Below are 26,495 nucleotides of genomic sequence, written 5' to 3'. Positions count from 1 at the left end.
TTGATATGAAACTGGGTAGAATTTTTTCAAGAGGTTTAGTATTTGACAATCCCGTATTCGTACAGCTTTTGGGAATGTGTCCCACCCTAGCCGTTACCAATTCAGCCTTTAATGGGCTTGGCATGGGCTTAGCAACTACAGCTGTATTATTAGGATCGAATTTTGTAATTTCTTTAATTAAGGGCTTTATCCCTTCTAAAATAAGAATACCAGCATTTATAGTTGTTATAGCAACCTTTGTAACGGTGGTTGGTATGTTGATGAATGCATATTTACCTGCTTTATATGAAGCATTAGGTATTTTTATTCCGTTAATAGTTGTTAACTGTTTAATATTAGCTAGGGCTGAAGCCTTCGCCTCTAAAAGCTCACCTTTTAAGTCTATCGTTGATGGAGTAGGAATGGGCTTAGGATTTACAATTGCTTTAGTTATTTTAGGTATAGTAAGGGAGATTACAGGTGCTGGTACAGTATTTGGTGCAGCTATATTAGGAGAATCCTTTATCCCTGCAAGGGTAATGGCAATGCCTCCTGGAGCCTTTATCGCCCTAGGTCTATTACTAGCTTTATTTAATAGAATTACTTCAAAAGAATTAAATGAACTATAAGGAGGTGTAGGATTTGTCGGTAACGAGTATATTTTTATTATTAGTTAGCTCAATATTAGTAAATAACTTTGTATTATCTAGGTTCTTAGGTATATGTCCATTCTTGGGTGTTTCCAAGCAGGTAGAAACGGCCTTTGGAATGGGGATGGCGGTTACCTTTGTTATGGCAATGGCTGCTCTAATTACCTATATCATACAGGTTGCAATATTAGAAAATTTAGGTCTCGAGTATCTTCAAACGATTGCCTTTATATTGGTAATTGCAGCCCTGGTTCAATTTGTTGAAATGGTAATTGAAAAGACTAGTCCTACCCTATATCAGTCCCTTGGTGTGTACTTGCCTTTAATAACCACCAATTGTGCTGTTTTGGGATTAGCTATATTAAACATTCAAGAAAAATTAAACTTAATAAGTTCAGTAGTTCATGGTATTGGTGCTGCCCTTGGTTTTACCTTAGCAATCGTACTATTTGCAGCAATCCGTGAAAAAATTGAATTATATAATGTACCTGAGGTTTTTAAAGGCTTTCCTATTGCATTAATTACTGCTGGCTTAATGTCTCTAGCTTTTTTAGGATTTGCTGGATTGGTATAAAGGAGTGATATAGATGAATTTACAAACTATTGTTTATCCTATAGTGAGTCTGGGGGGCCTTGGTTTATTATTTGGTGCAGGTCTAGCCTATGCTTCTCAAAAATTTGCTATTGAGGTTGACCCTAAGTTTATGGCAGTAAGGGATGCCCTACCTGGAGCAAATTGTGGTGGCTGCGGTTATCCCGGTTGTGATAGCTTTGCAAAAGCTATTTGTAAAGGTGAAGCTCCAATTGAGGGCTGTCCAGTAGGTGGCAATGAGTGTGTTGTTGCACTGTCAGAAATCATGGGAGTAGAGGCAACTGCAGGGGTTAAAAAGGTTGCCAAGGTAATCTGTAATGGCGATACAGTAAAATGCAAAGAAAAATTCGAGTATGAAGGGATCGAAGACTGCGTTGCAGCTACAATGGTGGCTGGCGGAAGCAAAAGCTGTCAGTATGGCTGCTTGGGTCTTGGAACCTGTGTAAGGGCTTGCCCCTTTGATGCAATCGAAATTGTTGATGGAAGAATTGCAAAAATTATTCCGGAAAAATGTACTGCCTGTGGTAAATGTATAGAGGTATGCCCTAAGTCTGTAATAGATATGGTTCCTTATGAGCAAGATGTTGTGATTACCTGTAACAATAAGGAAACTGGTAAGGTTGTTAGACCTAAATGTAGTGTAGCTTGTATAGCATGTAAAATTTGCGTAAAGGCTTGTCCATACGAAGCTATAGACTTTGAAAATAACTTAGCCTTTATTAATTATGAGAAGTGTACCAATTGCTTTGTTTGTGTAGAAAAATGCCCAACTAAAGCTATTGAAGGAAACTTCGAAAGAAGAGATAAAAACAAAGAAGCAATGTAATTAATCAAATAATAGTAGGAGGCGGATAATCTTTTATTCGCCTCCTACTATTATTTGTGAACACAATAAGGTTCTAAAGACCCATTAGCAATCTCTCATTCATGGATGACCAACTTCTTATTGTGATAGATTTAATTAAATATAGCTAAGATTTACTACTTGTAAGATAAAAGCATTAATGTTAAACTTTTAATGATTGGTTTTTATAAAGAATTATCAGGAGTTTAGAGGAATTAAATAGTTTTTTAAAGAATTCTAATTATCCATAAATTGTGTTAAAATGAATAGGTAATCAAGCACATATAATTAGCAGAGAGTGGGATTTTAATGAATACTCGTAAATTGGTACAATTGGCTATGTTAACCTCATTGGGACTTGCCCTTCATATAATTGAAGGATTTATCCCTAATCCCTTTATCGGTATAGCACCAGGAGCAAAGCTGGGTTTGGCAAATATCATTGGATTAATTACCTTAGTAGTCTTTGGTTTAAAATATGCATTATCTGTCAATCTTTTAAGAAGTCTAATCGGTGGACTAGCAACAGGTGCAGTAACTTCTATGATTTACAGTATGGCAGGTGCATTCGTTAGTACGATTTTAATGTGGATTGTCTATAGGTTTTTTAAAAAGACCTTTAGTTTAATTGGCATTAGCGTAGTCGGTGCCGCAGGTCATAATATCGCTCAATTAACAGTTGCCAGTTTAATCATTAATAACATAAAAATATTTAGCTATTTGCCGGTTATGATGATGGTTAGTATAGTGACTGGAATATTTATAGGAATTACTTCTAACTTTACAGTGGGGAAGGTAAAACCTCATTTTTAGGTAGTGAATAACTAATAGTTAATAGTGAATAGTTAAAAATGATGAGGGTAAATTGCAGTCAGAAAATTTAAAACTAAAAACCTTGTCGGAATTTGCTTAAGAAATTTCTTCATCAATTCAACATTCAACATTGATTATATGAATTCTTAAAACACTTAGAACATTTTCTTCAAGTAATTTTCAACTTTCAATTTTCCATTTTCAATTTTCTGTTGGGGGGGCATTTTTACACATGAGCAAATATCGTAATCCATGGCTTTTGGTATTATTAATCATAACAGGGGTTGTTTTAGGCAGTTTAATAGGGGATGCCCTGGGGGATCTGCTTCCCTTTTTATCCTATGGACCGGGTCCTTTAGGGATCAATAACTTTCAGTTAGATTTAAGTGTTATTTATTTAAATTTTTCTTTACTTATTAAAATAAATGTAGCAAGTTTAATTGGTTTGCTTTTGGCAGTAGTTATATTTAATAGATTGTAGGTGATTATATGTTACAGCTGATATTGGCCTCTAAATCTCCAAGAAGAAGGGAACTTCTTTCAAATCTTGGTGTACCAATTAAAACCATGGTTAGTAATATAAATGAAGAAGAAATTAAGAATCCTAATCCAGTAAAGCTGGCACAGGAGATTGCATATAGAAAGGCCCTAAAGGTTAAAGAGGACCTCGATGAAGATGGAATCATCATAGCTGCAGATACCGTCGTATATTGTAATGGGTTCTTGGCAAAACCAAAAGACAAAGAGGATGCGTATAATATGATAACCATCCTTTCGGGTAAAAAACATCAGGTCATTACAGGCTTTGCAATTATTTCAACAGCTAATGGCAAAGAAGTTCTTGACTCTGAAACTACAAATGTCTATTTTAAAAAGTTAAGCCCTGAGGAAATAGCAAGATATGTGGCCACTGGTGAGCCTATGGACAAGGCTGGAGGCTACGGTATTCAAGGTTATGGGTCTCTATTGGTAGAAAGAATTGAGGGAGACTATTTTAATGTAGTAGGATTACCCCTTTTTAAGCTTAACAACAGGATGGAAAAGGATTTTAAAATCTCTTTATTACCTAGGATAAGTGGGTGAAGAAATGAAGCTGGATGGCTACAGAACAGTAGGGATAAAAAAACTCCCTGAATGGGAAAGACCAAGGGAAAAGCTCTTAAATTATGGAGCAAATAAACTATCTAATTCTGAACTATTGGCTATTCTTTTATCAACTGGTTATAAAGAGCAGTCGGCCATTTCTTTGGCCGAAAAGATTTTAGCACAGGATGAGGGCCTAAGGGTTTTAACCAATTCAACCGTACAAGAGTTAAGTAAAATAAAGGGAATTGGATTGGCCAAATCTTCACAATTAATTGCTGCAGTAGAGCTTGGTAAGCGTATAGCATTATCAACAAAGGCTAATAATTATAAAATAAAAGGTCCTGAAGATGTGACAGCTTTAATCATGGAAGAAATGCGTTACTTAAAAAAAGAGTATTTTAACATATTCCTTTTAAATACAAAAAATGAAGTTATATCGATAGAGAACATATCAGTTGGTAATTTAAGTTCATCTATTGTTCACCCAAGGGAGGTTTTTATTAGTGCAATAAAAAGAAGTAGTTCATCAATTATTCTAGTTCATAATCATCCTAGTGGAGATCCAACTCCTAGCAAAGAGGATATCAATATAACTAAGCGTTTACTAGAGGCTGGAGATTTACTTGGAATTAAAGTATTAGATCATATCATTATAGGTGATGGTATTTATATTAGTCTAAAGGAAAAGGCATTCATGTAGGCATAAATAGGAAGGAGCAATAATAAATGGGACTTTTTAGAATTTTTTCAAAGGATATGGGAATTGACTTAGGAACTGCAAATACATTGGTATACGTTAGAGGAAAGGGTGTTGTATTAAGGGAGCCCTCTGTTGTTGCCATACAAAGTGATACAAAAACCGTTCTTGCTGTTGGAGAAGAAGCAAAAAAAATGATTGGAAGAACCCCAGGAAATATAGTTGCAATTAGACCTATGAAGGATGGTGTAATTGCTGATTTTGATGTTACACAAAGTATGTTAAAATATTTTATAAGGAAGGCTTATCGTAGAACCCTCCTTTCACCAAGGGTAGTGGTTTGTGTACCATCTGGTGTTACAGAGGTTGAAAAAAGAGCTGTTGAGGATGCAGCCTATCAAGCAGGTGCAAGGGATGCTTACTTGATTGAGGAGCCTATGGCTGCTGCAATAGGTGCAGGATTACCTGTTGAGGAGCCAACTGGAAGCATGGTTGTAGATATCGGTGGGGGAACTACAGAAGTGGCCATCATTTCATTAGGCGGAATCGTAACTGCTAAGTCCATCAGAGTAGGCGGAGATGAATTAGATGAGTCCATTATCCATTATATTAAAAGGGAATATAACCTAATGATTGGTGAAAGAACAGCAGAAGAAATAAAAATCAATATAGGCTCAGCCTATCCTAAAGATAAGGAAGAAAAAATGCCTGTAAGGGGTAGAGACCTTGTAACGGGATTACCTAAAACCCTTGAGGTAACATCAAAAGAAATTTTAGAAGCCCTACGTGAGCCTGTTGGACACATAATCGATGCAATTAAATACACCTTAGAAAAGACACCACCAGAGTTGGCTGCCGACATTATGGAAATCGGTATTATGCTAACCGGGGGAGGAGCTTTACTGGATGGCTTGGACAAGCTTGTAAAAAAAGAAACAGGAATGCCTGTAAAAATTGCAGAAAATCCTCTTGATTGTGTTGCTTTAGGAACAGGGAAAACCATAGAGGAAATAGAAACCCTTAAGAGAGTATTAATATCATCAAAAAGATAAGTTGGTGGGGACATGAGAACTGCTAAAGATCGAACAGCAATGATAGTGGCAATAGTCGCTATCATTCTCATTATCATAATGGGAGTTACTGCTGGACAGAGAGAGGGATTAACTAAAATTGAAGAATGGGTGGGGAATATTATTTCACCAGTTCAAGGAGTCTTTAGTACCGGCGTAAATGCTTTGGGAGAAGGCTTTGGCTCTCTGTTCAATTTTAGTAAAATCAATAAAGAAAACAAAGAATTGAAAAAACAGCTAGAAGAGCTACAAAGCGAAGTGATAAACCTTAGGCTAGAAAGGGATGAATTAGAGGAACTAAGATCCCTTCGGTTTACGTTAAATCAGTTTGAAGAGGAAGAAAACTATCAATCGATGGTGGCCAATGTAATTGCAAAATCTCCTAGTAATTGGTTTAATGTGTTTACCATTGATGTTGGTACAATGGATGGTGTTACAAAGGATAGTATTATTGTTGCAGCAAATGGTTTAGTAGGCAAGGTTTATGAAGTAGGAGGAAACTGGGCCAAGGTTGTTTCTATAATTGATAATAACAGCTCTGTAAGCTTTCAAATACTAAGGGATAACAGTATTCAAGGGATTATATCAGGTAGTATATCCAACGAATTATCAGGTTATTTATTTGATACTATGGCTGATGTGATGATTGGGGACAAGCTGATTACCTCTGGAATAGGAATTTATCCAAAAGGAATTCTTATTGGAGAGATTAAAGGGATTAATCAATCGGGCAATCAGCTAACGAAGAATATAGAAATTGAACCTGCTGTTAACTTCAAGCGTATAACAAAGGTTTTAGTGATGAAGCCCACAGTAATAGAGTAAAAGGGGAAAAGCAAGTGAAGGCTACGATCATAGGTATTTTATTAATTATTAACTTAATTTTACAATCTACATTATTCCAATACTTTGCTATTTTTGGAGTTTTGCCCAATACTGCCTTAGTATTAATTGTTTCCATCAGTATTTTTACTGGAAAGGGTAAGGGGGCAATTACTGGCTTTGTAGCGGGGTTGCTTCAAGATATTATTTTTGGAAAGATGGTAGGGTTAAATGCCATGATTTATATGCTAATTGGGTATACAATGGGATCCATCAATGAAAAATTGTATAAAGATAATCCGATAGTACCCATTCTTTTAACTGCTGCTTCAACAGTAGCCTTCGAGACGATTAATATGGTTTTTTTATATTTAATGCGGTATAGAATTGAGCTTTTTAATGTTTTTAAGAACATGCTAATCATTGAAGTTCTTTATAATTCATTCTTATCTATATTCATTTATCTTCTTATTTCGAAGCTATATAAAACAAATCGGTTGAAAAAAAGATATTAGGTAAAGGTGATCCTATGATTTTGAAAAAACTAAAGGATAGGTTTAACGTTGTATTAATTGCTTTTATAATTGTAATAATCGTGATTTTTTTTCGCTTGGCTTCCATTATGATTGTTCAAGGTGCGACCTATAGAGAAGAAGCAGAAAATAGAATCTTTAAAACCATTCCTTTAACAGCACCCAGGGGGGAAATAAGAGACAGATATGGTCGCCTACTGGCAGGCAATAGACCTAGCTTTACTGTGCAAATCATGAAGAGTGAAATTGTTGACGAAAGAATCAATGAGGTTGTTATGAATATTGTTAAGATTCTCGAGTCCAATGATGATAAATATACAGATGAATTTCCTATTGTGTTGTCTGAAACAGGACAATATGAATTCACCTATGATACAGAGCTTAGGGCTTGGAAGGAAAACAATCTGCTGGAGGAGGTAACTTCTGCAGAAGAAGCCTTCGAAATTTTGTTAGAACGCCATAACATACAAGAGGGGGAAGATAAATTTGAAGCCCAAAGACAGCTAATAGAGGTTATGGGATCCATCCCAATTTCAGTACAAACTTGGAAATTTACTGATGAAATGAAAAAAGAAAACTGGTTAGTAGACCATCGTATAAAGGATTTCTCAATATCAGCAGAAGAGGCCTTCTTAACTGTTAGAGAGAAAATATATAAGCTACCAGAGGAATACTCTAATGAAGATGCACGAAAAATTATGGCTATTAGGGAGCAGCTAAGGAAGCAGAGCTATCTTCAATTTCAGCCTGTAAAAATTGCAAAGGATATATCCCAGCAATCGGTGGTTCAAATTGAAGAAAATATTAACGAATTTCCAGGAATAAATGTAGCGATTGAACCCGTGAGAATTTATCCAGAGGGAGAGACAGCTGCCCATGTACTTGGCTATGTTGGTAAAATCTCTCAGCAGTGGGAAATCGATAAATATATTAAAGAGCTTGACTATGCACCTGGAGATTTAATTGGAAAAACAGGAGTAGAGCATAAGTTTGAAGAATATCTTAAAGGGGAGGATGGTTATCAAAAGGTTATTGTAGATTCCAATGGAAGGTTAATAAGGGTTTTGGAAACGAAGGAACCTATTCCTGGTAATACATTATTTTTAACCATCGACTTAAATCTACAAAAGAAAGCAGAGGAAGTAGTAAAGGATGTTCTAGCTGAAATACGGGTTGGTGGGGTTTATGAAACCCAATGGGGAAAGAATACCTTTGTATCTACTACAAGCGGCCCGAGGAAAAATGCTACATCAGCTTCAACAGTAGTTATGGATGTCAAAACTGGAGAGGTATTGGCATTGGCTAACTATCCATCCTATGATCCAAATCTGTTTGCAACAGGGATAAGCTCTTCTGATTGGGAGGGCCTAATGCCTGAAAATGAAAGGGATCCCTTGGCGCCAAGACCCCTTAATAATATTGCCATGAGAACAGCTGTACAGCCTGGCTCCATTTATAAACCCTTGGTTGGATTGGCAGCCTTAGAGCAGGGGTTAAGCCCAACCTATGAAATTCTTGATATAGGATATATTAAAATTGGTGGACATTCCTTTGGTAACTGGAGATGGAATCAGAGTAAAACAACTGCTGGATACCAAAATCTTTATGAGGCCATCGCTGATTCAAATAACATATATTTTTACTCCTTAGGAACAGGGTGGAATTATGGATCAAATAAACCATTACCTGCAAAAATGGATGTTCATACCATGATTGATTATACCAATCGTTTTGGATTGGACGAAAAAACCGGTATCGAAATTGATATACCAACGGAATTCTCAGGAGGAGTCCCTAATATTGAAAGGAAGACATCAACCATAAAGGTTCTTTTGGAAAGACAGCTAAAAAGACTTTTAAAGCCTCAGGATTTTGATGCCACCATTATCAATCCTACTGAGGAAAATATCAATGCCCTAATTGAGGAAATCATAGGCTGGATAGAAGAAAACCCCTCTAGGGGAGTTGTCTACAATAGAATTGTCGATAAAGGAATTAACCCCGATATTGCAGGTACCTATGCAGATCTTATCGTTCATACCTACTTCAAACAGGCAAGCTGGAGTATTGCAGATACAATGAACTTTTCCATAGGTCAAGGGGAACATGCCTATACCCCCATTCAAATGGCTAGCTATATGTCGATTCTAGCCAATGGCGGATATCGTTACAGTTCAAGTGTATTAAGAAAAATTAATGATTCCAACGGACAGCTAGTTTTAGAAGATCCACCAGAACTTATTGAACGGGTGAAATTAAATGATTATAGCAACCTAGATCATGTTAATTTAGGAATGTTGGAGGTAACAAAAACCGGAACCGCCAGAACCTCCTTTACCAATTTTCCAGTAGATGTGGCTGGTAAAACCGGTACCGCCCAAAGATCAGGGAAAATTCCTCCTGTAGATGAAATACAATATTTAAAGGATAATCTTCACAGATTTGGTGTAGGTGAGGCGGCTGTTGAAGCTAGAATGGTAGAGCTAAGGCTTGAAAATCCAGAGGATGACTTGTATAAGGACGATATCTATGCTATGAAGCTGGCCATAATTCAACTTAGCCCTAGAAAATTGAGGATTGTGGATTTAGATGAATATAAAGAGGATTATGATAACTATGCTTGGTTTACAGCCTTTGCTCCCTACGAAAACCCTGAAATAGCCATTTCCGTCCTTATTTTTCAAGGTGGCTCTGGAGGCTATGGAGGACCAATTGTAAGGGAAGTTATTGCAGAATATATGGGATTAAACTTTATAGAGACCCAAAGCTACAATGCCTTAGACAATACCTTTACAAGATAAATACAATATCAAATATATATATAAAAAAAACACTCAATGGGTGTTTTTTTGTATATTTAATATGGACCAAAGTACCTAAGTTTTTTTAAACAAAAATGCAGGATTTAAGGCTTATTTGGAGAATGTAAATAGGATAAACCGAGTAGAGTTTGGTGGAGGTAATCGTCAATGGTTCAAGAAAATGTTATAGAGTTTAAGGGTACAGGCAAAGGTTTATATGTATATATTAAGCCAGGCCTTGACTTTGACTTAATTAAAGATCAGTTGATCAGTAAGCTAGAGGCTACTAACTCCTTTTTTAAAGGAGCAAAGATTTTGGATATTTTATGTGATACCATGACCCAGAATGAGAAGGTTGAGCTTGAGGCTTTGATGTCTACACGTTATCAAATGATTATTCATAAGGAGGAAGATGTAGCACATTCTACCCTTAAGGTTTTTAATGGTATTTACGAAGGGAAGACGAAGTTTCACCATGGTACCCTGAGATCTGGGCAAAGGATAAATTATCCTGGAAACCTAGTAGTTTTAGGGGATGTAAATCCTGGAGCAGAGGTGATTGCTCAAGGAAACATCATCATTATGGGAAGTTTAAGGGGTATCGCCCATGCGGGTAGTAATGGAAATAAGGAGGCCTGTGTAGCAGCTTTTTATCTAGCACCTACCCAACTAAGGATTGCGGATATAATTGCAAGGTCACCTGATGGATATTATGATAAGCCTTCTGTTCCAGAAATGGCTAGAATAATCAATAATGCAGTTTTTATAGAACCCTACTTAGGAAGAAAGTAAATTTAAGGATATGATAGGAGGTCAATTAATGTCACAAGTTATAGTAGTTACATCAGGCAAAGGTGGAGTAGGAAAAACTACAACAACAGCTAATTTAGGAACAGGCCTAGCACAATTGGGTTACAAGGTAGTGGTGGTAGATGCAGATATCGGTTTAAGAAATCTAGATGTGGTAATGGGTTTAGAAAACCGTATTGTATATGACATAGTTGATGTAGTAGAGGGTGTATGTCGTATAAAGCAGGCATTGATTAAAGATAAAAGATATGAAGGTTTATTTTTATTGCCAGCTGCTCAAACTAGAGATAAAAATGCAGTTAATCCCGAACAAATGCAAAGGCTTACTGAATCCCTTAAAGAAATGTTCGATTTTGTTTTGATTGATTGTCCAGCTGGAATTGAGCAAGGCTTTAAAAATGCCATAGCAGGAGCTGATAAAGCAATCGTTGTTACAACTCCTGAAATATCAGCAGTAAGAGATGCTGATAGAATCATAGGGTTATTGGAAGCAGCTGAACTTAGAGATCCTCAATTAATTATCAATCGTATACGTATTGATATGGTAAAAAAGGGAGATATGATGAATATCGAAGATATGATTGATATTCTAGCAATAGACCTTTTAGGAGTAGTGCCGGATGATGAGTCCATCGTTATTTCTACCAATAAGGGAGAACCAGTAGTAACGGATTCTAGTTCTATGGCCGGTCAAGCCTATAGAAATATTACAAAGAGATTAACTGGAGAAACTGTACCATTTTTAAATATGGAAACTGATACAGGTTTTGTTTCAAAACTAAGAAAAATATTTGGATTAAAATAGCTTCAGAAAGGGGAGATATCATGGATCTTTTTAAATTTTTAAGCAGAGATAGTGGGACAAGCAAAAATGTAGCAAAAGAAAGATTAAAGTTGGTTTTGGTACATGACAGAACAAATTGTTCTCCTCATTTTCTTGAAATGGTGAAGGGTGATATCATTAGAGTTATTTCTGATTATATGGAAATTGATGAAGAGGGCTTAGACATTAAGATCACAAAAACCAAGAGGGAAATAGATGAGTCAACCATACCAGCCTTAGTTGCAAATATACCCATAAAGAAGATGAAGGATCGATATCGATAAGGGCTATAGTAAAAAGATTAAGTTAATGATGAATGTTAAATGTTGAATGTTGAATTAAGGGTGCTAGTTAATTCGCTACAAACTACGGAAGTATGACAAGGAAAGTTTGTATCAAGTTCCTAGCTAAGTGACTGACTCAAATCAGAGATTTGGTCATCTACTTATTTTCACTTTTCATTTCCTTGATGCGAAAGGATTGGTTTAAATATGAACGTAGCATTAATCGCCCATGATAATAAAAAGGAATTAATGATGAATTTTGTAATTGCCTATGAAAATATCCTAAAGAACCATAACTTATTCTCTACGGGTACAACGGGAAAAAGAGTCATGGAGGTTACAAGTCTAAAGGTTCATCGATTTCAATCGGGACCCCTTGGCGGCGACCAACAAATAGGAGCGGTAATTGCCGAAAATAGAATGGATATGGTGATTTTTCTAAGGGATCCTATGACTCCTCAGCCCCATGAGCCTGATATCCAAGCATTAATAAGATTATGTGATGTGCATGTGATTCCTGTTGCAACAAATCTTGCAACTGCTGAAATTTTAATTAGAGGGCTTGAACGAGGAGACATTGAATGGAGAAAACATGTTAGAGATTAAAACATTACGATTAAAAGGCTATTAATGAATAGTCTTTTTTATTTCCTCTTTCCTTCCAAGGGATAAGTAATAATCTATTTATCATATAAATATATTATATTAATCTAAAGGAAGGGAGTGGCCAAGGATGAAGGGGTTGAAAAGGAGGCCTATAGGTTATTATAGTAGTAATTTTAAGGATAAATATCAACCTCCCCTACAGCTTTTTATAAAATCTTATCCAAAGAGATTCATAGCTCAAGCTATAACGGCAATAATGATATTTTGCTGTTTATTAACCATCAGGTTCATTGACAATAAATTTGAAAAGAGTCTTTTTGATAATATACAGGGAGGTTTAAATAGGAGCTTTAATTACAAGGGAACCTATAATGCTGTTGTTGGTTGGGGAGAAAAAATTGTTCTGAGAAGCCAGCGGGTAGTTTCCGTCTTTAACATTGATGGTAATAAAAAGGAGTTCATACTACCAATGTCAGGTACAATCGTATCGAGATTTAAGGATGTGGCATCTCAGGGTGATAATCCCTTAAAGGGTATTTTAATACAGGGTAATGATGATAAGGTTTTAGTATCTGAGGAGGGGGTTATATTAGAAAAAAATCATAACAAAACCTATGGACACTATATCGTCCTTAAGCATAAAGGGGAGTTAATTTCTGTTTATAAGTATCTTGAGGAGGTTTATGTAGAGATCAATCAGCGTGTCAACAAAGGAGATATATTGGGGAGGACTTCCAATAAGCTCTTATACGAAGTGTGGTATCGAAAGGAACCCCAGGATCCCATGGAGTTCATTAATTTGGATGCCATAACCAATTTATAGTGGTGGTGCCATGAAGGAATTACAGTTGGGTGGTATCTTAATAAGGTTCAATCCCTTTCTATTACTGGTTTTTATATTCTACTGGATATTTGGATTCCTATGGGAAATAATCATTGTTTTCGGGATAACCTTCCTACACGAGTTATCCCACACAATAGTAGCAAGATACTATAATATCCAAATTTTAGAGATTGAACTTTTTCCTTTAGGGGGAGTGGTAAGATTAAAGGAGGTTTATCATATTAAACCCATAGAGGAAATGATCATTTCCTTGGCAGGGCCAATGATAAACATCTTGTTTTCTTTGTTGTCCTTTATACTTATATATTTTAATATAGTTCAAGATTACTTCTTTCATTTTTTTATGTTTAGTAATATAATAATTGGTGGCTTTAATCTAATTCCAGTATTTCCTCTAGATGGGGGAAGAATCTTGAGGGCATATCTCTCAAGAAAATTAGGTAATCATAAAGCTACATTAATTACAATTGGTATTGGAAAGCTATTAAGCCTGATACTGTTTGTTTCAGGAGCTTATCTTGTTTATTACTCTTATTCCTACCTTTATGTAGTTTTTATAGCTATATATATATACCATCAATCCAATAAAGAAAGACAGATGTCTATATACATCCTGGTGAGAGAGATATTACATCGGAAGAAGACTTTAGTCAAGCAAGGAATCATGGATAGTAAACATTTAACTGTTATGGAGACAGTTGATTTAAAGACCGTGTTTAAATACTTTTCTTCGGGAAAATATCACTATATAGGAGTTATTAATTCCAATGGAGAATTGGTGGCTTCCATAACTGAGAGTCAAATCATTGATGGTATTAGTATTTACGGTGGTGACATAAACCTTTCAATGTATTTAGACTTTATAAGGGAAAAAGAAACCTCTTAAAAACATATTTTAAAGGTTTTTATGTTATCATATACTTATAAAAGGCAAGTGAGGATCATTGAATGGAGGACAACAAATGAAAAGGGTTGATATTGAAGATATTCTTTATACCGTTGAAAAGCCGGGGCGGTATCTAGGAAATGAGTTAAATAGTGTACATAAAACTGTTGATGAGAATACGATAAGATTTGCATTTTGCTTCCCTGATATATATGAAATAGGCATGAGCCATTTGGGAATGCAAATCCTATATTTTTTTCTGAATAAGCAGGAGAACGTCTTTTGTGAAAGGGTTTTTGCTCCAGCAACAGATATGGAAGATCGAATGAGGCGGAGTAATATACCCTTGTTTGGGTTGGAGAGCAGAGAGTCTATCGAAGAGTTTGATTTTGTTGGATTTACACTACAGTATGAATTAAGCTATACCAATATTTTAAATATGTTGAACTTGGCAAGGATTCCTCTCTTCTCAAAGGATCGAGGAGAAAAGCATCCATATATCATTGTAGGTGGCCCATGCGCCTATAACCCAGAGCCCATAGCAGATTTCGTGGATATTGTTATTTTAGGGGAGGCAGAAGAGGTTCTGCCAGAGGTTTTAGAAGTATACGAGAAATATAAAGGCAGACATTATAAACGTGAAGATTTTTTAATAGAAGTTTCCTCAATCCAAGGGGTATATATACCTTCCTTATACACTGTGGAATATAATCTAGATGGTACTCTTAAGGCCGTCAAGCCTAAGTATGAGGGGGTTCCTGAAAGGGTTCAAAAAAGAATCATTGAAGATATGGACGAGGTTTTTTATCCCGATAAGATTATTGTCCCCTTCATAGATACTGTCCATGATAGAGTGATGCTGGAGGTTTTTAGGGGCTGTACAAGGGGATGCCGATTTTGCCAAGCCGGGATGATTTATAGGCCCATTAGGGAAAAGGGTTTGGAAAGGCTCCAGGAGCTTTCAAAAAGCCTTCTTAAAAATACTGGCTATGAGGAAATTTCCTTAGCCTCCTTAAGTACCAGCGATTTTTCTAATCTGGACAAGCTTGTTAGACATTTGATTTCTGAATATGAAAAGGATAGGGTGGGAATTTCCCTGCCATCCCTAAGATTAGATAATATTACCTTTGAAATCATGGAAGAGGTTCAAAAAATTAGAAAATCAGGATTGACCTTTGCGCCAGAAGCCGGTAGTCAACGTCTAAGGGACGTAATCAACAAAGGAATCACAGAGGAGGACTTAAGAAATGCTGTTGAAAAAGCCTTTAGCTTAGGATGGAGTAGTGTTAAGCTATATTTTATGATTGGCCTACCAACAGAAACCAATGAAGATTTAGTGGGTATAAAGGAATTAGCCTATATGGTGGTGGATTGTTATCATAGAACTGATAAGGAAAAAAGAGGTAAGGGCTTAAACGTAACCGTAAGCGCCTCTAACTTTGTTCCCAAGCCCTTTACCCCCTTCCAATGGGTGCCCCAAAATTCTTTAGAAGAAATCAATAAAAAACAGAAAACCCTAGTAGATGAGCTGAGGCACAAGAAAATCACCTTTAATTATCATGATGCAAAAACCAGCTTTTTAGAAGGAGTTTTTGCTAGGGGAGATCGAAGGCTTTCTAAGGTATTAGCCCATGCAATCGAAGAAGGCTGTAAGTTTGACGGATGGGGAGAGCATTTCAACTTTGATAGATGGATGAGGGTCTTTGAAGAAACAGCTGTAGACCCAAGCTTTTATGCCAATAGAAGTAGGAACTATGAAGAAATATTACCCTGGGATCATATTGACGTCGGGGTAACCAAAGAATTCTTAATAAGGGAAAATGAAAAGGCTAAGGAAGGGAAGTTGACGGTTGATTGTAGAACCAATTGCTCAGGCTGTGGTATTAATCAAGGCTTTATAGGAGGAGTTTGTTGATGTTTAAAATTCGTAGTAGATTCGTTAAAGAGGATGATATAATTTTTATATCTCACCTTGATTTAGTCAGGGTATTTGAAAGGGCAATGCGAAGGGGTAATATACCAATATCCTATTCTAAGGGCTTCAATCCTCATCCTATCATGGCCTTTGCTACAGCTTTAGGGGTTGGTGTCAGTAGTCAAGGAGAGTACATTGATATACAGCTGGATAAAGAAGTCCATACAGAAGAATTTAAAACCACCTTAAATGCTGTTTTGCCCAAGGGCTTGAAAATTATTGAATCCAAATATATATCAAAGGACGAGGATTCACTAATGTCTATTATTAGTCGCTCCCTTTACATGGTTAAATTTAAAATAACCGAAAATATTGATTTTAATGTAGTTCATGCTGCAATCGATGAATTTTTATCTAGAGAAGAAATCATTGAAGAAAAGGAAAAAAAGATTAAGGGTAGAAAATATGATGTTAAGATTCAAAGAAAAAATATTAGACCCAATATTTATCAGATGCAGCTCCTTTCTGTAGAGGAAAATACCGTAATTCTGAAGATGAATCTTGCTACTGGTAGTGTGGCCAATTTAAAACCAGAGGTAGTTGTGAAGAAATTGAAGGAGGATTCTTTACTACCAATTGATGTTGAGAGTATTAGAATTCAACGTTTAGAATTATATAAAGAGGTAGAGGGTCAGTGGGTAACTCCGTTGGATGTTTTAAAGAGGATATGATGTTGGGGGTAGGCTTATGAATGAAATTATTGTTGATGTAGGAATTGCTGAAACAAGATTAGCAATTTTAGAGGACAAAGATTTAGTTGAACTATATATAGAAAGAAAAAATAATAAAAGAATCGTTGGAAACATATATAAGGGTAGAGTCACCAATGTGCTACCGGGAATGCAGGCTGCCTTTGTAGATATTGGTTTAGATAAAAATAGTTTTTTATATGTGAAGGATGCCCTGCCTCAAGATCTATCTAATGAAGAGACTGAAGTCTATAAGGAGATGTCTATAAAGGAGGTTTTAAAGCCGGGTCAAGAAATCATCCTTCAGGTTATTAAGGAACCCATAGGCACAAAGGGAGCCAGAGTAACTACCCATATAACCCTTCCTGGGAGATACTTGGTTTTAATGCCCTATACCGATTATATAGGGGTTTCAAGAAGAATTGCTGATGAAGGTGAAAGGGAAAGACTTCGCTTAGAAATTGAAGAATTAAAGCCTCACAACATGGGGATAATCGTAAGAACTGTTGCGGAGGGTAGGAATAAAGAGGATTTTAAAGATGATATTCGGTTTTTGCTAAAGCTATGGCAAAAAATTGAAAAAGAAAAGAAACTGGGATTTGCTCCCCGTCTTATACATAAGGACTTTGACTTGGTAAACAGATCCATTAGGGACATATTCACCAATGACATCAGTAGATTTATCATAAATGATGAGGAGGAATATAATAGGGCTAGGGAATTAATAGAATTAAGTTCTCCTTCCTTAAAGGACCGCCTTCAATTGGTGGAGGATTCTGCAGAAGTATTTCAGGAATATTGTGTAGAAGGCCAAATTGGAAAGGGAGTTTCCAGAAGAATTTGGCTTAAAAGCGGTGGGTATATTGTGATTGATACCACTGAGGCCTTAACAGTTGTAGATGTGAATACTGGGAAATACGTAGGAAGCGTAGATTTAGAGGATACAGTTTTTAGAACCAATTTAGAGGCAGCTGTGGAAATTGCAAAGCAGCTAAGGCTTAGAGATATTGGTGGTATCATAATTGTTGATTTTATTGATATGACCAATGAGGAATACGAGAAAAGGGTATTAAAGGAGCTGGAATTAGCCCTAGAAAAGGATCGTACCAAAACAAAAATTATGGGGATGACCCACCTTGGTTTGGTGGAAATAACCCGTAAAAAAGTACGGCAGCGTTTAGAATCCCACCTTCAAAAACGTTGTAATCATTGTGATGGAACAGGGAAGGTTCTATCAGAATATAGCCTTCTTCATAAACTAGAAAAGCATTTTAAGAGAACAAAGAATCATACCACCAGTAGGGCTGTTCTATTTGAAATAAATCCTGAATCCTTAAAGGAGCTTGAAGGTGAAAAGGATATAATCGAGGAAATGGAAAAGACTACTGATATAAAGGCCTTCTTTATTGAAAATCCTCAGCTGACCTTGGGAGAAATTAAGGTTAAGATGATGGGTAATCAAGAACTTATTGAGGGTCAATTAAAGGAGCAAAATAAGAAGGAAATGGATGATTATAATTAAAGGTTAAAAACGAAATTAAAACGAACTCTAAGAACCGTTAATGATTCATAATAATCGGGTTTTCCGGCAGGGGTGGATTTTACTTTTTCAATTAAGGAATAAAACATGATGGTAGAAGTGTAGAAGTAAAGTATTGACATATATAGACAGCTATGATATCATATATTTCTGTAAGTAGCCGCACGGGTCGGGTTTTAAACGAAAGTACCTAGTACCTGGCGAGACTGGGTTGAGGAGGTGTAATTATGTACGCAATAGTTGAGACTGGTGGTAAGCAATACAGAGTTCAAGAAGGCGATACACTTTTTGTTGAGAAATTAAATGCAGCAGAAGGAGAAGTTGTAGTTCTTGATACTGTATTAGCTGTATCTAAGGATGGAGTATTAACCTTAGGAACTCCTGTTGTAGAAGGAGCTAAGGTAGAAGCAAAGGTTGCTGCTCAGGGCAAAGGAAAGAAGGTTGTAATCTTCAAGTACAAGCCTAAAAAAGACTACAGAAAAAAGCAAGGTCATAGACAACCATACACAAAGCTTCTTATTGAAAAAATCAATGCTTAGGATGGTACTATGATAAAGATAGTAATTAAAAGAAATGAGAATGGTAATATATCTGAGTTTGATATAAAGGGCCATGCATCTTCAGCTAAGGCTGGAGAAGATATTGTCTGTGCAGCTGTTTCGGTGCTATCTCAAACAACCCTATTGGGTCTTTATGAGATTCTTAAGATAGAATTAGACCATCAGCGGGAGAAGGGCGATATCTATTGTAGAATACCAGATAATCTTCCTCAAAGTAAAAGGGAGGATGCCAATATTCTTTTAGAAACAATGGTATTGGGCTTAAAAAGTTTAGTGATTGGTTACCCAAAGTATATAGAGCTTCATGACAAGGAGGTGTAAGTCATGTTATTTGTAATGGATCTTCAGTTATTCGCTAGTAAAAAGGGTGTTGGTAGCTCCAAAAACGGTCGTGACAGTATTGCTAAGAGATTAGGCGTGAAAAGAGCTGATGGGCAATTTGTTAGTGCTGGAAACATCCTTGTAAGACAAAGAGGAACAAAAATACATCCTGGAAACAATGTAGGAAAGGGTTCTGATGACACTCTTTTCGCAATGATTGATGGAATCGTTAAGTTCGAAAGAAAAGGTAAAGATAAGAAACAGGTAAGTATATATACTAAAGAAGCATAATTTATAAACAATAGGGGTTGATCCAATAGGGTCAACCCTTCAGACTGATGAAAAACCCTCATATTCTTTGTTGCTTCACAAAATCAGCAATCTTACGTATTTTCTGTATACGCCGCAATCGCTGGTTTTGCTTGCGCCTCGAATCTAAGGACTTTTGATCAGTCTGTAATCTAGATGACTTTAAAGGGTTGATCCATAGGATCAACCCTTTATTCGTTACTTTACATACACCGGACTGATATAATAATCCAGCTGCTTATCAGATAATTCCTTATTGTTGATGGCAAGGGAATAGATATTAGTGGCTCCAATATCAATCTCCAACATCCTTTTAGCTATTGGAGTTAGGTTCTCCAACTGTGGAATCTTATTAATAATGGGAAGGGAGGCTTTATCCTTCATCCGCTTTAATAATTCTCGGCCCCTATCATTAAAGGCTAAAATTCTTATATACTGCGGGCCTCCTGCCTCTTTAAATTCTATGATATCCTGCTTTTTGATACTTAGAAGTAAATGTATGATAATTCTTTGGAGTCGTGTGTAGGTGTAGCGTTTGCTTTTAACCAAGTTAAAAAGCTCCTGTAATGAACTGCAGTTCAGACTACTATCCTTGATTTTATTTTCTAAGCCCTCCACCACGTCTTGGATTTCTCTAAGCTCTTCGAAGGAAGCCCTTCGTAATAGGGTAAATATACTCTGTTGAAAATCATCTGCAAAAACTGGACCTATGCCATCTTTAAAGGATACGGTTAATAGGTTGTATGTAGTCTCTGGTACAGTATGTTTTATTCCCAATAAGAGGTTATCCTTTTTCAAAAACTCCCTTATGGCGGTGGCGCTGGCTATGTTCCCTTCTAAGCTGGTGGAATGATAGGGAGCTTTTTTTCTTAGAATTGTATAGGGGATAATACTACTATTCATTTCTCTTAAAACCTTTAAGTATTCAATAGACAATATATTATTAGGAGTTTCCACTAAATCCTGTACTTTATCGAGAATCTTTTGATTATAAGTTCCTTTCTCCCTTAGGTATTGAATTAAACCTTTACTTCTAGCAACGGGAAAGGATAAACCCTCCTTTAATAACTCCTTTAGGAATCCTTCAAATGAGGCTGGTGAATCAACAAATACCTTAGCGATTTCCTTAAGCAGCTCCAAATCTCCCTCTTCGCTTCCAAAGCAAATGGTATCTACAATTCCTAATTGATCTAGAAGCTTAACAGATCCATAGGCAAACCATTCAGCAGAGGAGGATGCATACACCGTAGGAATTTCTAAAATTAAATCTACACCTGCTCTAACGGCCATTTCTGCTCTGGCCCATTTATGTATTAAGGCTGGTTCTCCCCTTTGTAGAAAGTTTCCACTCATAACAGCAATAGAATGGGTGCTGTTGGTTAGCTTAATAGATTCCTCTAAATGGTATAGATGCCCATTGTGAAAGGGATTATATTCTGTTATTAAACCTAAAACCTTCATATAGGTTTACCTCCTAAAAAATTTCTGCTTAAATATTTTAAAATTGTAGAAACTACTAATTATAGTATAGTTTATTTTATATCCTGTCAAACAGGAAAAGAAATTATGTTTCGAAAAATAAATGACCTTTAGCTTGAAAAACCCTCAAAAATTTATTATGATTGTAATGATAGAAAAACACGAATGACAAAGTTTTGTCAAAATATATTTTACAGGAGGTTAACAAATGAAAGTATTGGTTTTAAATTGTGGCAGCTCTTCATTAAAATATCAATTGATTAATATGAATACTGAAGAGGTTCTTGCAAAAGGTGTAGCTGAAAGAATAGGTATAGAAGATGCATTTGTAAAGCATGAAGCAATCGGTAAGGACAAGGTGATTATTGAAGAAAACATGGGAACCCACAAATCTGCTATTCGTATTGTATTAGATTGCTTAGTTCACCCTCAGCATGGTGCAATTAAGGAAATGAATGAAATTGCAGCTGTAGGCCATAGGGTTGTCCATGGTGGAGAAAAATTTGCTCAATCAGTAATTATCAATGATGAGGTTAAAAAGACCCTAGAAGAGTGCTCTGAACTAGCACCATTACATAATCCTCCAAACTTAATGGGTATTTATGCATGTGAAGAGATTCTACCGAATGTACCAATGGTTGGGGTATTTGATACAGCCTTCCATCAAACAATGCCTAAATCATCCTATTTATATGCATTACCCTACGAATTATATGATAAATATAAAATTAGAAGATATGGCTTCCATGGTACCTCCCATAAATATGTAGCCATGAAGGCTGCGGAAGTATTGGGCAAACCTATTGAAGAATTGAAGATGGTAACCTGCCATTTAGGAAATGGTGCCAGTGTAGCTGCAGTTGATGGAGGAAAATCCGTTGATACCAGCATGGGCTTTACTCCATTAGAGGGTTTAGTAATGGGTACTCGTTGCGGAGATATCGATCCTGCTATTGTAACCTTTATTATGGAGAAGGAGCATATTTCTTCATCTGATGTTAACAATATCATGAATAAAAAATCTGGAGTATTAGGTATTTCAGGTGTAAGCAATGACTTTAGAGACATTGAAGGTGCAGCCGCTTCAGGAAATGAAAGAGCTCAACTGGCCTTAGATGTATATTATAAAAGAGTTAAGAAATATATTGGTGCCTATGCAGCAGAAATGGGTGGCCTAGATGCAGTAATATTTACAGCTGGTCTTGGTGAAAATTCACCTGAAACCCGTGAAGAAGTTTGTAATAATCTTGATTTCTTAGGCATAAAAATCGATGCAGGTAAAAATAAGGTTAGAGGAAAAGAAACCATTGTTTCAACTGAAGATTCAAAAGTAAAGGTATTGCTAATACCTACCAATGAAGAATTGATGATTGCAAGGGAAACAAAAGAATTGCTAAAATAATATAATCGTTGTTGGAAGTTTCAACATCAAGCAGACTGTTCAAAACATTTTTGTAACAGCAAAGAATAGGATGGGTCAGTTTGGGGTAGGATTTATCCTACCTTTTCTCTTTTAATAGAGGTATCAAGATAAAATACTTGACAAAGCTTTTTATCGTTTGTATAATCAAATTTAGCGATGGTTAAGAGGTGACAAGAATGAAGGTTGATTTAAATCTACTGAAAAAGGAAAAAAAGAACCAAGTTGACTTGAATTTGCAACTAAATCTTGATACCATTAATTATTATGGCGATAAATTTTTATTACCAAACCCAATTTCGCTTGAAGGGAAAATTTATAATGTGAGTAATGAGTTTTTTCTAGCCTGTCAGGTGAAAACCCTAATGGAGGTAAGCTGTAGTAGATGTTTAAAACCATTTACTTATGATTACAGTTCTAAGATTAATGTTCAACTGGTGGAGGAAAAAGAAGTTCTTAATGAAGATGATGATCTAGAAGACATTTTCTTTTATCATGATGGAATAATTAGTCTTGAAGATATTGTAAAGGAAAATATTATCATGAATATACCCATTCAACTGTTATGTAGTGAAGCTTGTAAGGGTATATGTGCCGGTTGTGGCGAAGATTTGAATGACAAAGAATGCAAATGTATTACTGAAGAAAACCACGATGATGGAATTGATCCTCGACTGGCTAAACTTAAGAAATTGCTACAACAAGATTAAGGAGGTGTAAATATGGCAGTACCAAAGCGCAGAACCAGTAAATCAAAGAAAAACATGAGAAGAGCTGCAAACTCAAAATATGTTGCTGTTGGATATGTTAAATGTCCACAATGCCATGAGCCAAAGCTACCCCATAGGGTTTGCGGAGAGTGTGGATATTATAGAAATAAAGAGGTAGTAGCAGCAAAATAATAAAGATATCATTTTAGAAATAGTAATGAGTTATTCATTACTATTTTTTTATTGCTAAGAACTAAGAAGGAATCCTATATGACGAATTTTTCTGTAAACAAAGTCTACTTAAATAGTAATTTTTAATGACATTCTGAAGTTTTAAATACTGCTAGTTTGAATATTAAAATCAAATTATAGAAAACCTTAAATTATTAACGGATGTCCTTTAAAACCTATAAATATCCCTAGGACGGAATTTAATTTTTCAAATGACGACCTTAAAAAGTACAAGTAAAATAAACCGATAACTATTGATTTTTATAAAGGAGTAATATATACTAAATATTAGTATCAGGTACTAATTATAAGTACTAACTATTGGAGTGATATATGTGAAGGGTATGGGAAGAATAAGTAAATCAAATAGACAAAAGGAGCTGTTAGAGTTATTAACAGAAGATCCCTTTGTGACAGATGAGGAGCTATCTGAGAAATTTAATGTAAGCATACAAACAATACGCTTAGATCGCCTTGAGCTAGGGATTCCTGAACTAAGGGAAAGGGTAAAGCTTGTGGCAGAGAAGAACTATCAAAAGGTTAGAAGTATTATAGGTACAGAGATTATAGGAGAACTAATTGATCTTAATCTAGGAACCAGTGGCATCTCCATCCTTGAAACTACCGAGGGTATGGCCTTTAAGAAAACCAACCTAGTAAGGGGTCATCATATTTTCTCGCAGGCAGAATCCTTAGCAATGTCAGTTATTGATGCAGAGGTTGCTTTAACGGGTGTTTCTAATATAAAATACTTAAGCCCCGTCCATGCTGGCGAAAAGCTGGTGGCTAAAGCAGAGGTTGTAAGGGTAAGGGGTAATAAGCACTTTGTTCATGTTAAAATCTCTGTAAATCAAAACCAAGTCTTTCGAGGGAAGTTTATTTTGGTGGCGATAAAGGCAAGATAATCAAATAAAAATTGAAAATTGAAAATGGAAAATGGAAAATTTAAAAGAAGAAATTCTGATAATTCTAGTGATTTTCTAGCTATTAAATAAACGGAACTAATTAATAATGTTTTCTGTAGCGATCAATTATATGCTTTTACTTTCAATTCTCAATTTTCAATTTTCAATTTATCTTTTAGTTGTAAGGGAAAGGAATGATTAAAAATGAAAATCGTATTAGATGCCATGGGAGGGGATCATGGTCCTAAGGTAACGGTGAAGGGTGCCGTTGATGCTGTTAATCAATATGGTGTTAATTTAATTTTAACAGGAGATAAGAAAACATTAGATTCAGAATTAAAAAAATTTCAATATCCTAAGGAAAAAATCGAGATCGTACATACTAGTGAGATCGTAGAAAACGAAGATAAACCAGTGGCTGCCATTAGAAAAAAGAAGGATTCTTCTATGGTGGTTGCTTTAAATATTGTTAAGGATGGAAGGGCAGATGCAATTATATCTGCTGGTAATACAGGAGCCCTATTGGCAGGAGGCTTGTTTGTATTAGGGAGAATTGAAGGAATTGACAGGCCAGCTCTAGCGCCAGTGATCCCTAACTATAAGGGAGCCTCTGTATTAATTGATGGAGGAGCTAATACGGATATTAAAGCAAGAAATTATATTGAGTTTGGGATAATGGGAAGCATCTATGCAGAAATGGTTTTAGGCATAAAGACTCCAAGAGTTTGTCTTGTAAACATAGGCATTGAGGAAGGAAAGGGTAATGAAAGCACCAAGGAAGCCTACAAGATTTGTAAAAAGGCCCCCTTTAACTTCCAGGGTAATGTTGAGGCAAGGGATATTCCTTCTGGATACACAGATGTAATTTTGTGTGATGGCTTCACTGGAAACGTAATTTTAAAGCTTACAGAGGGTGTAGCTATGATGATATTTAAAGTTTTGAAGGAAGAGCTTACTAAAAATCCATTAAGAAAGCTAGGGGCCCTATTGATAAAATCTGGCCTTATGGGGTTTAAAAAACGCTTTGATTATACAGAATATGGAGGGGCTCCATTTTTAGGGGTTCAGGGTGCCTTGGTGAAGGCCCATGGTAGTTCTGATGCAAAGGCAATTATGAATGCTATTCGCCAAGCAAAAACTTTAGTTGAAAACCAAGTTGTTAAAAAAATAGAAGAGGAAATCAAAAATCTAGGAGCTGATATAGTTGAATAATTGGTATTCCGTTGGCATTACTGGTACAGGAAGTGCATTACCGGAAAAAGAAGTAACAAACTATGATATTGAAAAAATGGTGGATACTACAGATGAGTGGATTAGAACCAGAACAGGAATATCCTGTAGAAGGGTTGTAGAAGCTGATAAAGCCACCTCTGATTTGGCAACAGAAGCCGCACTAAAGGCTATGGCGGATGCTGGCTTAAAGGCGGAAGATTTAGACTTAATAATCGTTGCCACCGTTACGCCGGATATGGCATTTCCATCGACTGCTTGTATCGTGCAGAAAAATTTGGGTGCTACTAAGGCGGCTGCCCTTGATATCGAGGCTGCTTGCTCAGGATTTTTATATGGCTTAACCATAAGTGAGCAGTTTATTAAGAATGGGTTTTATAAAAATGCTCTAATAATTGGGGCAGAAACCCTATCAAAAATCCTAAACTGGGAAGACCGCAACACCTGTGTATTATTTGGTGATGGTGCCGGGGCGGTAGTAGTAGAAAGGGTGGAGGAAGGATATGGAATACTATCCTCCTATCTTGGAGCTGATGGTAGTAGTGGAGAAGTTTTAACCCAGCCAGCAGGAGGCTCAAGAATGCCCGCCTCTTTAGAAACCCTGGAAAAAAAACTCCACTATGTTCAAATGGATGGTAGTGAGGTTTTTAAGTTCGCAGTCAGAGTAATGGGTAAAGCTGCTATGGAGGCCTTAAAGAAATGTGATCTTACCATCGATGATATTGATTATTTAGTGCCCCATCAGGCCAATATAAGGATTATCGATGCTGCAGCCAAAAGATTAAAGCTTCCTATAGAAAAGGTCTTTGTAAACCTTGATAAATATGGCAACATGTCGGCAGCATCTGTTCCTGTTGCCTTAGACGAAGCCTATCGTATGGGAAATATTAAAAAGGAGGATATTGTGGTTTTAGTTGCCTTTGGAGGTGGCTTAACCTGGGGATCATCAGTGGTTAAATGGTGCATTTAAATATTAGGAGGTAGGC

General features: G+C 36.2%; 30 protein-coding genes. 29 read left to right on the top strand and 1 reads right to left on the bottom strand.

Annotation, left to right across the window (positions count from 1 at the left end; translation table 11 throughout):
• The first annotated feature begins 5 nt into the window (after nt 1–5).
• The 23 genes from rsxE to rpmA all read left to right on the top strand — a co-directional run bounded on the left by rsxE (nt 6) and on the right by rpmA (nt 19,516).
• On the top strand, nt 6–608 hold the full coding sequence (gene rsxE / locus F8153_RS04525) for an electron transport complex subunit RsxE (RefSeq protein WP_151865177.1): 603 nt from the start codon (nt 6–8) through the stop codon (nt 606–608).
• A gap of 13 nt (nt 609–621) precedes the next feature.
• Nucleotides 622–1,203, top strand: a complete 582-nt coding sequence (gene rsxA / locus F8153_RS04520; protein ID WP_151865176.1) for an electron transport complex subunit RsxA — start codon at nt 622–624, stop codon at nt 1,201–1,203.
• Nucleotides 1,204–1,216: 13 nt separating this feature from the next.
• Nucleotides 1,217–2,047 carry an RnfABCDGE type electron transport complex subunit B gene (locus F8153_RS04515; RefSeq protein WP_151865175.1) on the top strand — a complete coding sequence of 277 codons (831 nt, stop codon included), beginning with the start codon at nt 1,217–1,219 and terminating at the stop codon, nt 2,045–2,047.
• A gap of 327 nt (nt 2,048–2,374) precedes the next feature.
• Complete coding sequence (locus tag F8153_RS04510; protein WP_151865174.1) at nt 2,375–2,878, top strand: Gx transporter family protein; 504 nt, start codon at nt 2,375–2,377, stop codon at nt 2,876–2,878.
• 232 nt (nt 2,879–3,110) lie between these two features.
• Nucleotides 3,111–3,359, top strand: coding sequence for a DUF4321 domain-containing protein (locus F8153_RS04505; RefSeq protein WP_151865173.1), 249 nt, complete (start codon nt 3,111–3,113; stop codon nt 3,357–3,359).
• Between the two features lie 8 nt (nt 3,360–3,367).
• Nucleotides 3,368–3,961 (top strand): Maf family protein, encoded by a 594-nt coding sequence (locus F8153_RS04500; RefSeq protein ID WP_151865172.1) that lies wholly within the window; start codon nt 3,368–3,370, stop codon nt 3,959–3,961.
• A 4-nt stretch (nt 3,962–3,965) separates the two neighbouring features.
• Nucleotides 3,966–4,664 (top strand): RadC family protein, encoded by a 699-nt coding sequence (gene radC / locus F8153_RS04495; protein ID WP_151865171.1) that lies wholly within the window; start codon nt 3,966–3,968, stop codon nt 4,662–4,664.
• A gap of 26 nt (nt 4,665–4,690) precedes the next feature.
• Nucleotides 4,691–5,713, top strand: a complete 1,023-nt coding sequence (locus F8153_RS04490) for a rod shape-determining protein (RefSeq protein WP_151865170.1) — start codon at nt 4,691–4,693, stop codon at nt 5,711–5,713.
• A 12-nt stretch (nt 5,714–5,725) separates the two neighbouring features.
• Complete coding sequence (gene mreC, locus F8153_RS04485) at nt 5,726–6,556, top strand: rod shape-determining protein MreC (protein ID WP_151865169.1); 831 nt, start codon at nt 5,726–5,728, stop codon at nt 6,554–6,556.
• A 14-nt stretch (nt 6,557–6,570) separates the two neighbouring features.
• Nucleotides 6,571–7,068: a rod shape-determining protein MreD gene (gene mreD, locus F8153_RS04480; RefSeq protein WP_151865168.1), complete on the top strand. Its 498-nt coding sequence runs from the start codon at nt 6,571–6,573 to the stop codon at nt 7,066–7,068.
• Nucleotides 7,069–7,082: 14 nt separating this feature from the next.
• Nucleotides 7,083–9,887: a penicillin-binding transpeptidase domain-containing protein gene (locus tag F8153_RS04475; RefSeq protein ID WP_151865167.1), complete on the top strand. Its 2,805-nt coding sequence runs from the start codon at nt 7,083–7,085 to the stop codon at nt 9,885–9,887.
• A 168-nt stretch (nt 9,888–10,055) separates the two neighbouring features.
• Nucleotides 10,056–10,679 (top strand): septum site-determining protein MinC, encoded by a 624-nt coding sequence (minC, locus tag F8153_RS04470; protein ID WP_151865166.1) that lies wholly within the window; start codon nt 10,056–10,058, stop codon nt 10,677–10,679.
• A gap of 28 nt (nt 10,680–10,707) precedes the next feature.
• Nucleotides 10,708–11,502 carry a septum site-determining protein MinD gene (gene minD, locus F8153_RS04465; protein ID WP_151865165.1) on the top strand — a complete coding sequence of 265 codons (795 nt, stop codon included), beginning with the start codon at nt 10,708–10,710 and terminating at the stop codon, nt 11,500–11,502.
• A gap of 17 nt (nt 11,503–11,519) precedes the next feature.
• Nucleotides 11,520–11,804 carry a cell division topological specificity factor MinE gene (minE, locus tag F8153_RS04460; RefSeq protein WP_207707688.1) on the top strand — a complete coding sequence of 95 codons (285 nt, stop codon included), beginning with the start codon at nt 11,520–11,522 and terminating at the stop codon, nt 11,802–11,804.
• A 207-nt stretch (nt 11,805–12,011) separates the two neighbouring features.
• Nucleotides 12,012–12,410 (top strand): methylglyoxal synthase, encoded by a 399-nt coding sequence (locus tag F8153_RS04455; protein ID WP_151865163.1) that lies wholly within the window; start codon nt 12,012–12,014, stop codon nt 12,408–12,410.
• Nucleotides 12,411–12,537: 127 nt separating this feature from the next.
• A complete protein-coding gene (locus F8153_RS04450; protein WP_151865162.1) occupies nt 12,538–13,233 on the top strand; it encodes a murein hydrolase activator EnvC family protein in 696 nt (231 codons plus the stop codon).
• A 10-nt stretch (nt 13,234–13,243) separates the two neighbouring features.
• The gene (locus F8153_RS04445) at nt 13,244–14,140 is read left to right on the top strand and encodes a site-2 protease family protein (protein WP_151865161.1); all 897 of its coding nucleotides are present in this window, start codon (nt 13,244–13,246) and stop codon (nt 14,138–14,140) included.
• A gap of 76 nt (nt 14,141–14,216) precedes the next feature.
• Nucleotides 14,217–16,055 (top strand): TIGR03960 family B12-binding radical SAM protein, encoded by a 1,839-nt coding sequence (locus tag F8153_RS04440; RefSeq protein WP_151865160.1) that lies wholly within the window; start codon nt 14,217–14,219, stop codon nt 16,053–16,055.
• Nucleotides 16,055–16,786, top strand: coding sequence for a TIGR03936 family radical SAM-associated protein (locus F8153_RS04435; protein ID WP_151865159.1), 732 nt, complete (start codon nt 16,055–16,057; stop codon nt 16,784–16,786). The genes F8153_RS04440 and F8153_RS04435 overlap by 1 nt, the downstream gene beginning before the upstream one ends.
• A gap of 16 nt (nt 16,787–16,802) precedes the next feature.
• Nucleotides 16,803–18,326 (top strand): Rne/Rng family ribonuclease, encoded by a 1,524-nt coding sequence (locus F8153_RS04430; RefSeq protein ID WP_151865158.1) that lies wholly within the window; start codon nt 16,803–16,805, stop codon nt 18,324–18,326.
• Between the two features lie 245 nt (nt 18,327–18,571).
• Nucleotides 18,572–18,883, top strand: coding sequence for a 50S ribosomal protein L21 (rplU, locus tag F8153_RS04425; RefSeq protein ID WP_151865157.1), 312 nt, complete (start codon nt 18,572–18,574; stop codon nt 18,881–18,883).
• Between the two features lie 9 nt (nt 18,884–18,892).
• Nucleotides 18,893–19,225 carry a ribosomal-processing cysteine protease Prp gene (locus tag F8153_RS04420; RefSeq protein WP_151865156.1) on the top strand — a complete coding sequence of 111 codons (333 nt, stop codon included), beginning with the start codon at nt 18,893–18,895 and terminating at the stop codon, nt 19,223–19,225.
• 3 nt (nt 19,226–19,228) lie between these two features.
• Nucleotides 19,229–19,516, top strand: a complete 288-nt coding sequence (gene rpmA, locus F8153_RS04415; RefSeq protein WP_151865155.1) for a 50S ribosomal protein L27 — start codon at nt 19,229–19,231, stop codon at nt 19,514–19,516.
• Between the two features lie 216 nt (nt 19,517–19,732).
• Here the strand turns inward: rpmA and F8153_RS04410 are convergent, their stop codons facing one another.
• Nucleotides 19,733–20,995, bottom strand: coding sequence for a nucleotidyltransferase (locus F8153_RS04410; RefSeq protein WP_151865154.1), 1,263 nt, complete (start codon nt 20,993–20,995; stop codon nt 19,733–19,735).
• A 226-nt stretch (nt 20,996–21,221) separates the two neighbouring features.
• Here F8153_RS04410 and F8153_RS04405 point away from each other — a divergent pair, with 226 nt between their 5' ends.
• From F8153_RS04405 to F8153_RS04380, 6 genes are all read left to right on the top strand, one after another.
• Nucleotides 21,222–22,415, top strand: coding sequence for an acetate/propionate family kinase (locus F8153_RS04405; RefSeq protein ID WP_151865153.1), 1,194 nt, complete (start codon nt 21,222–21,224; stop codon nt 22,413–22,415).
• Between the two features lie 197 nt (nt 22,416–22,612).
• Nucleotides 22,613–23,143, top strand: a complete 531-nt coding sequence (locus F8153_RS04400; protein WP_151865152.1) for a YceD family protein — start codon at nt 22,613–22,615, stop codon at nt 23,141–23,143.
• 12 nt (nt 23,144–23,155) lie between these two features.
• Nucleotides 23,156–23,335 (top strand): 50S ribosomal protein L32, encoded by a 180-nt coding sequence (rpmF, locus tag F8153_RS04395; RefSeq protein ID WP_151865151.1) that lies wholly within the window; start codon nt 23,156–23,158, stop codon nt 23,333–23,335.
• Between the two features lie 383 nt (nt 23,336–23,718).
• On the top strand, nt 23,719–24,279 hold the full coding sequence (fapR, locus tag F8153_RS04390; protein ID WP_151865330.1) for a transcription factor FapR: 561 nt from the start codon (nt 23,719–23,721) through the stop codon (nt 24,277–24,279).
• A gap of 204 nt (nt 24,280–24,483) precedes the next feature.
• A complete protein-coding gene (plsX, locus tag F8153_RS04385) occupies nt 24,484–25,491 on the top strand; it encodes a phosphate acyltransferase PlsX (RefSeq protein WP_151865150.1) in 1,008 nt (335 codons plus the stop codon).
• The gene (locus tag F8153_RS04380) at nt 25,484–26,479 is read left to right on the top strand and encodes a beta-ketoacyl-ACP synthase III (protein WP_151865149.1); all 996 of its coding nucleotides are present in this window, start codon (nt 25,484–25,486) and stop codon (nt 26,477–26,479) included. Before plsX ends, F8153_RS04380 begins: the two co-directional genes overlap by 8 nt.
• Nucleotides 26,480–26,495: the final 16 nt, after the last annotated feature.

The sequence above is a fragment of the Alkaliphilus serpentinus genome, from assembly GCF_009017255.1.
Lineage (GTDB): Bacteria > Bacillota > Clostridia > Peptostreptococcales > Natronincolaceae > Alkaliphilus_D > Alkaliphilus_D serpentinus.
This window is presented reverse-complemented; position numbering and strand designations above follow the sequence as displayed.

What these genes read in the sequence shown, in the direction of transcription:
- rsxE (WP_151865177.1), top strand. Translation starts at nt 6, where the DNA reads ATGAAACTGGGTAGAATTTTTTCAAGAGGTTTAGTATTTGACAATCCC.
- F8153_RS04515 (WP_151865175.1), top strand. Translation starts at nt 1,217, where the DNA reads ATGAATTTACAAACTATTGTTTATCCTATAGTGAGTCTGGGGGGCCTT.
- F8153_RS04510 (WP_151865174.1), top strand. Translation starts at nt 2,375, where the DNA reads ATGAATACTCGTAAATTGGTACAATTGGCTATGTTAACCTCATTGGGA.
- F8153_RS04505 (WP_151865173.1), top strand. Translation starts at nt 3,111, where the DNA reads ATGAGCAAATATCGTAATCCATGGCTTTTGGTATTATTAATCATAACA.
- F8153_RS04500 (WP_151865172.1), top strand. Translation starts at nt 3,368, where the DNA reads ATGTTACAGCTGATATTGGCCTCTAAATCTCCAAGAAGAAGGGAACTT.
- radC (WP_151865171.1), top strand. Translation starts at nt 3,966, where the DNA reads ATGAAGCTGGATGGCTACAGAACAGTAGGGATAAAAAAACTCCCTGAA.
- F8153_RS04490 (WP_151865170.1), top strand. Translation starts at nt 4,691, where the DNA reads ATGGGACTTTTTAGAATTTTTTCAAAGGATATGGGAATTGACTTAGGA.
- mreC (WP_151865169.1), top strand. Translation starts at nt 5,726, where the DNA reads ATGAGAACTGCTAAAGATCGAACAGCAATGATAGTGGCAATAGTCGCT.
- F8153_RS04475 (WP_151865167.1), top strand. Translation starts at nt 7,083, where the DNA reads ATGATTTTGAAAAAACTAAAGGATAGGTTTAACGTTGTATTAATTGCT.
- minC (WP_151865166.1), top strand. Translation starts at nt 10,056, where the DNA reads ATGGTTCAAGAAAATGTTATAGAGTTTAAGGGTACAGGCAAAGGTTTA.
- minD (WP_151865165.1), top strand. Translation starts at nt 10,708, where the DNA reads ATGTCACAAGTTATAGTAGTTACATCAGGCAAAGGTGGAGTAGGAAAA.
- F8153_RS04455 (WP_151865163.1), top strand. Translation starts at nt 12,012, where the DNA reads ATGAACGTAGCATTAATCGCCCATGATAATAAAAAGGAATTAATGATG.
- F8153_RS04450 (WP_151865162.1), top strand. Translation starts at nt 12,538, where the DNA reads ATGAAGGGGTTGAAAAGGAGGCCTATAGGTTATTATAGTAGTAATTTT.
- F8153_RS04445 (WP_151865161.1), top strand. Translation starts at nt 13,244, where the DNA reads ATGAAGGAATTACAGTTGGGTGGTATCTTAATAAGGTTCAATCCCTTT.
- F8153_RS04440 (WP_151865160.1), top strand. Translation starts at nt 14,217, where the DNA reads ATGAAAAGGGTTGATATTGAAGATATTCTTTATACCGTTGAAAAGCCG.
- F8153_RS04435 (WP_151865159.1), top strand. Translation starts at nt 16,055, where the DNA reads ATGTTTAAAATTCGTAGTAGATTCGTTAAAGAGGATGATATAATTTTT.
- F8153_RS04430 (WP_151865158.1), top strand. Translation starts at nt 16,803, where the DNA reads ATGAATGAAATTATTGTTGATGTAGGAATTGCTGAAACAAGATTAGCA.
- rplU (WP_151865157.1), top strand. Translation starts at nt 18,572, where the DNA reads ATGTACGCAATAGTTGAGACTGGTGGTAAGCAATACAGAGTTCAAGAA.
- F8153_RS04420 (WP_151865156.1), top strand. Translation starts at nt 18,893, where the DNA reads ATGATAAAGATAGTAATTAAAAGAAATGAGAATGGTAATATATCTGAG.
- rpmA (WP_151865155.1), top strand. Translation starts at nt 19,229, where the DNA reads ATGTTATTTGTAATGGATCTTCAGTTATTCGCTAGTAAAAAGGGTGTT.
- F8153_RS04410 (WP_151865154.1), bottom strand. Translation starts at nt 20,995, where the DNA reads ATGAAGGTTTTAGGTTTAATAACAGAATATAATCCCTTTCACAATGGG.
- F8153_RS04405 (WP_151865153.1), top strand. Translation starts at nt 21,222, where the DNA reads ATGAAAGTATTGGTTTTAAATTGTGGCAGCTCTTCATTAAAATATCAA.
- F8153_RS04400 (WP_151865152.1), top strand. Translation starts at nt 22,613, where the DNA reads ATGAAGGTTGATTTAAATCTACTGAAAAAGGAAAAAAAGAACCAAGTT.
- rpmF (WP_151865151.1), top strand. Translation starts at nt 23,156, where the DNA reads ATGGCAGTACCAAAGCGCAGAACCAGTAAATCAAAGAAAAACATGAGA.
- fapR (WP_151865330.1), top strand. Translation starts at nt 23,719, where the DNA reads ATGGGAAGAATAAGTAAATCAAATAGACAAAAGGAGCTGTTAGAGTTA.
- plsX (WP_151865150.1), top strand. Translation starts at nt 24,484, where the DNA reads ATGAAAATCGTATTAGATGCCATGGGAGGGGATCATGGTCCTAAGGTA.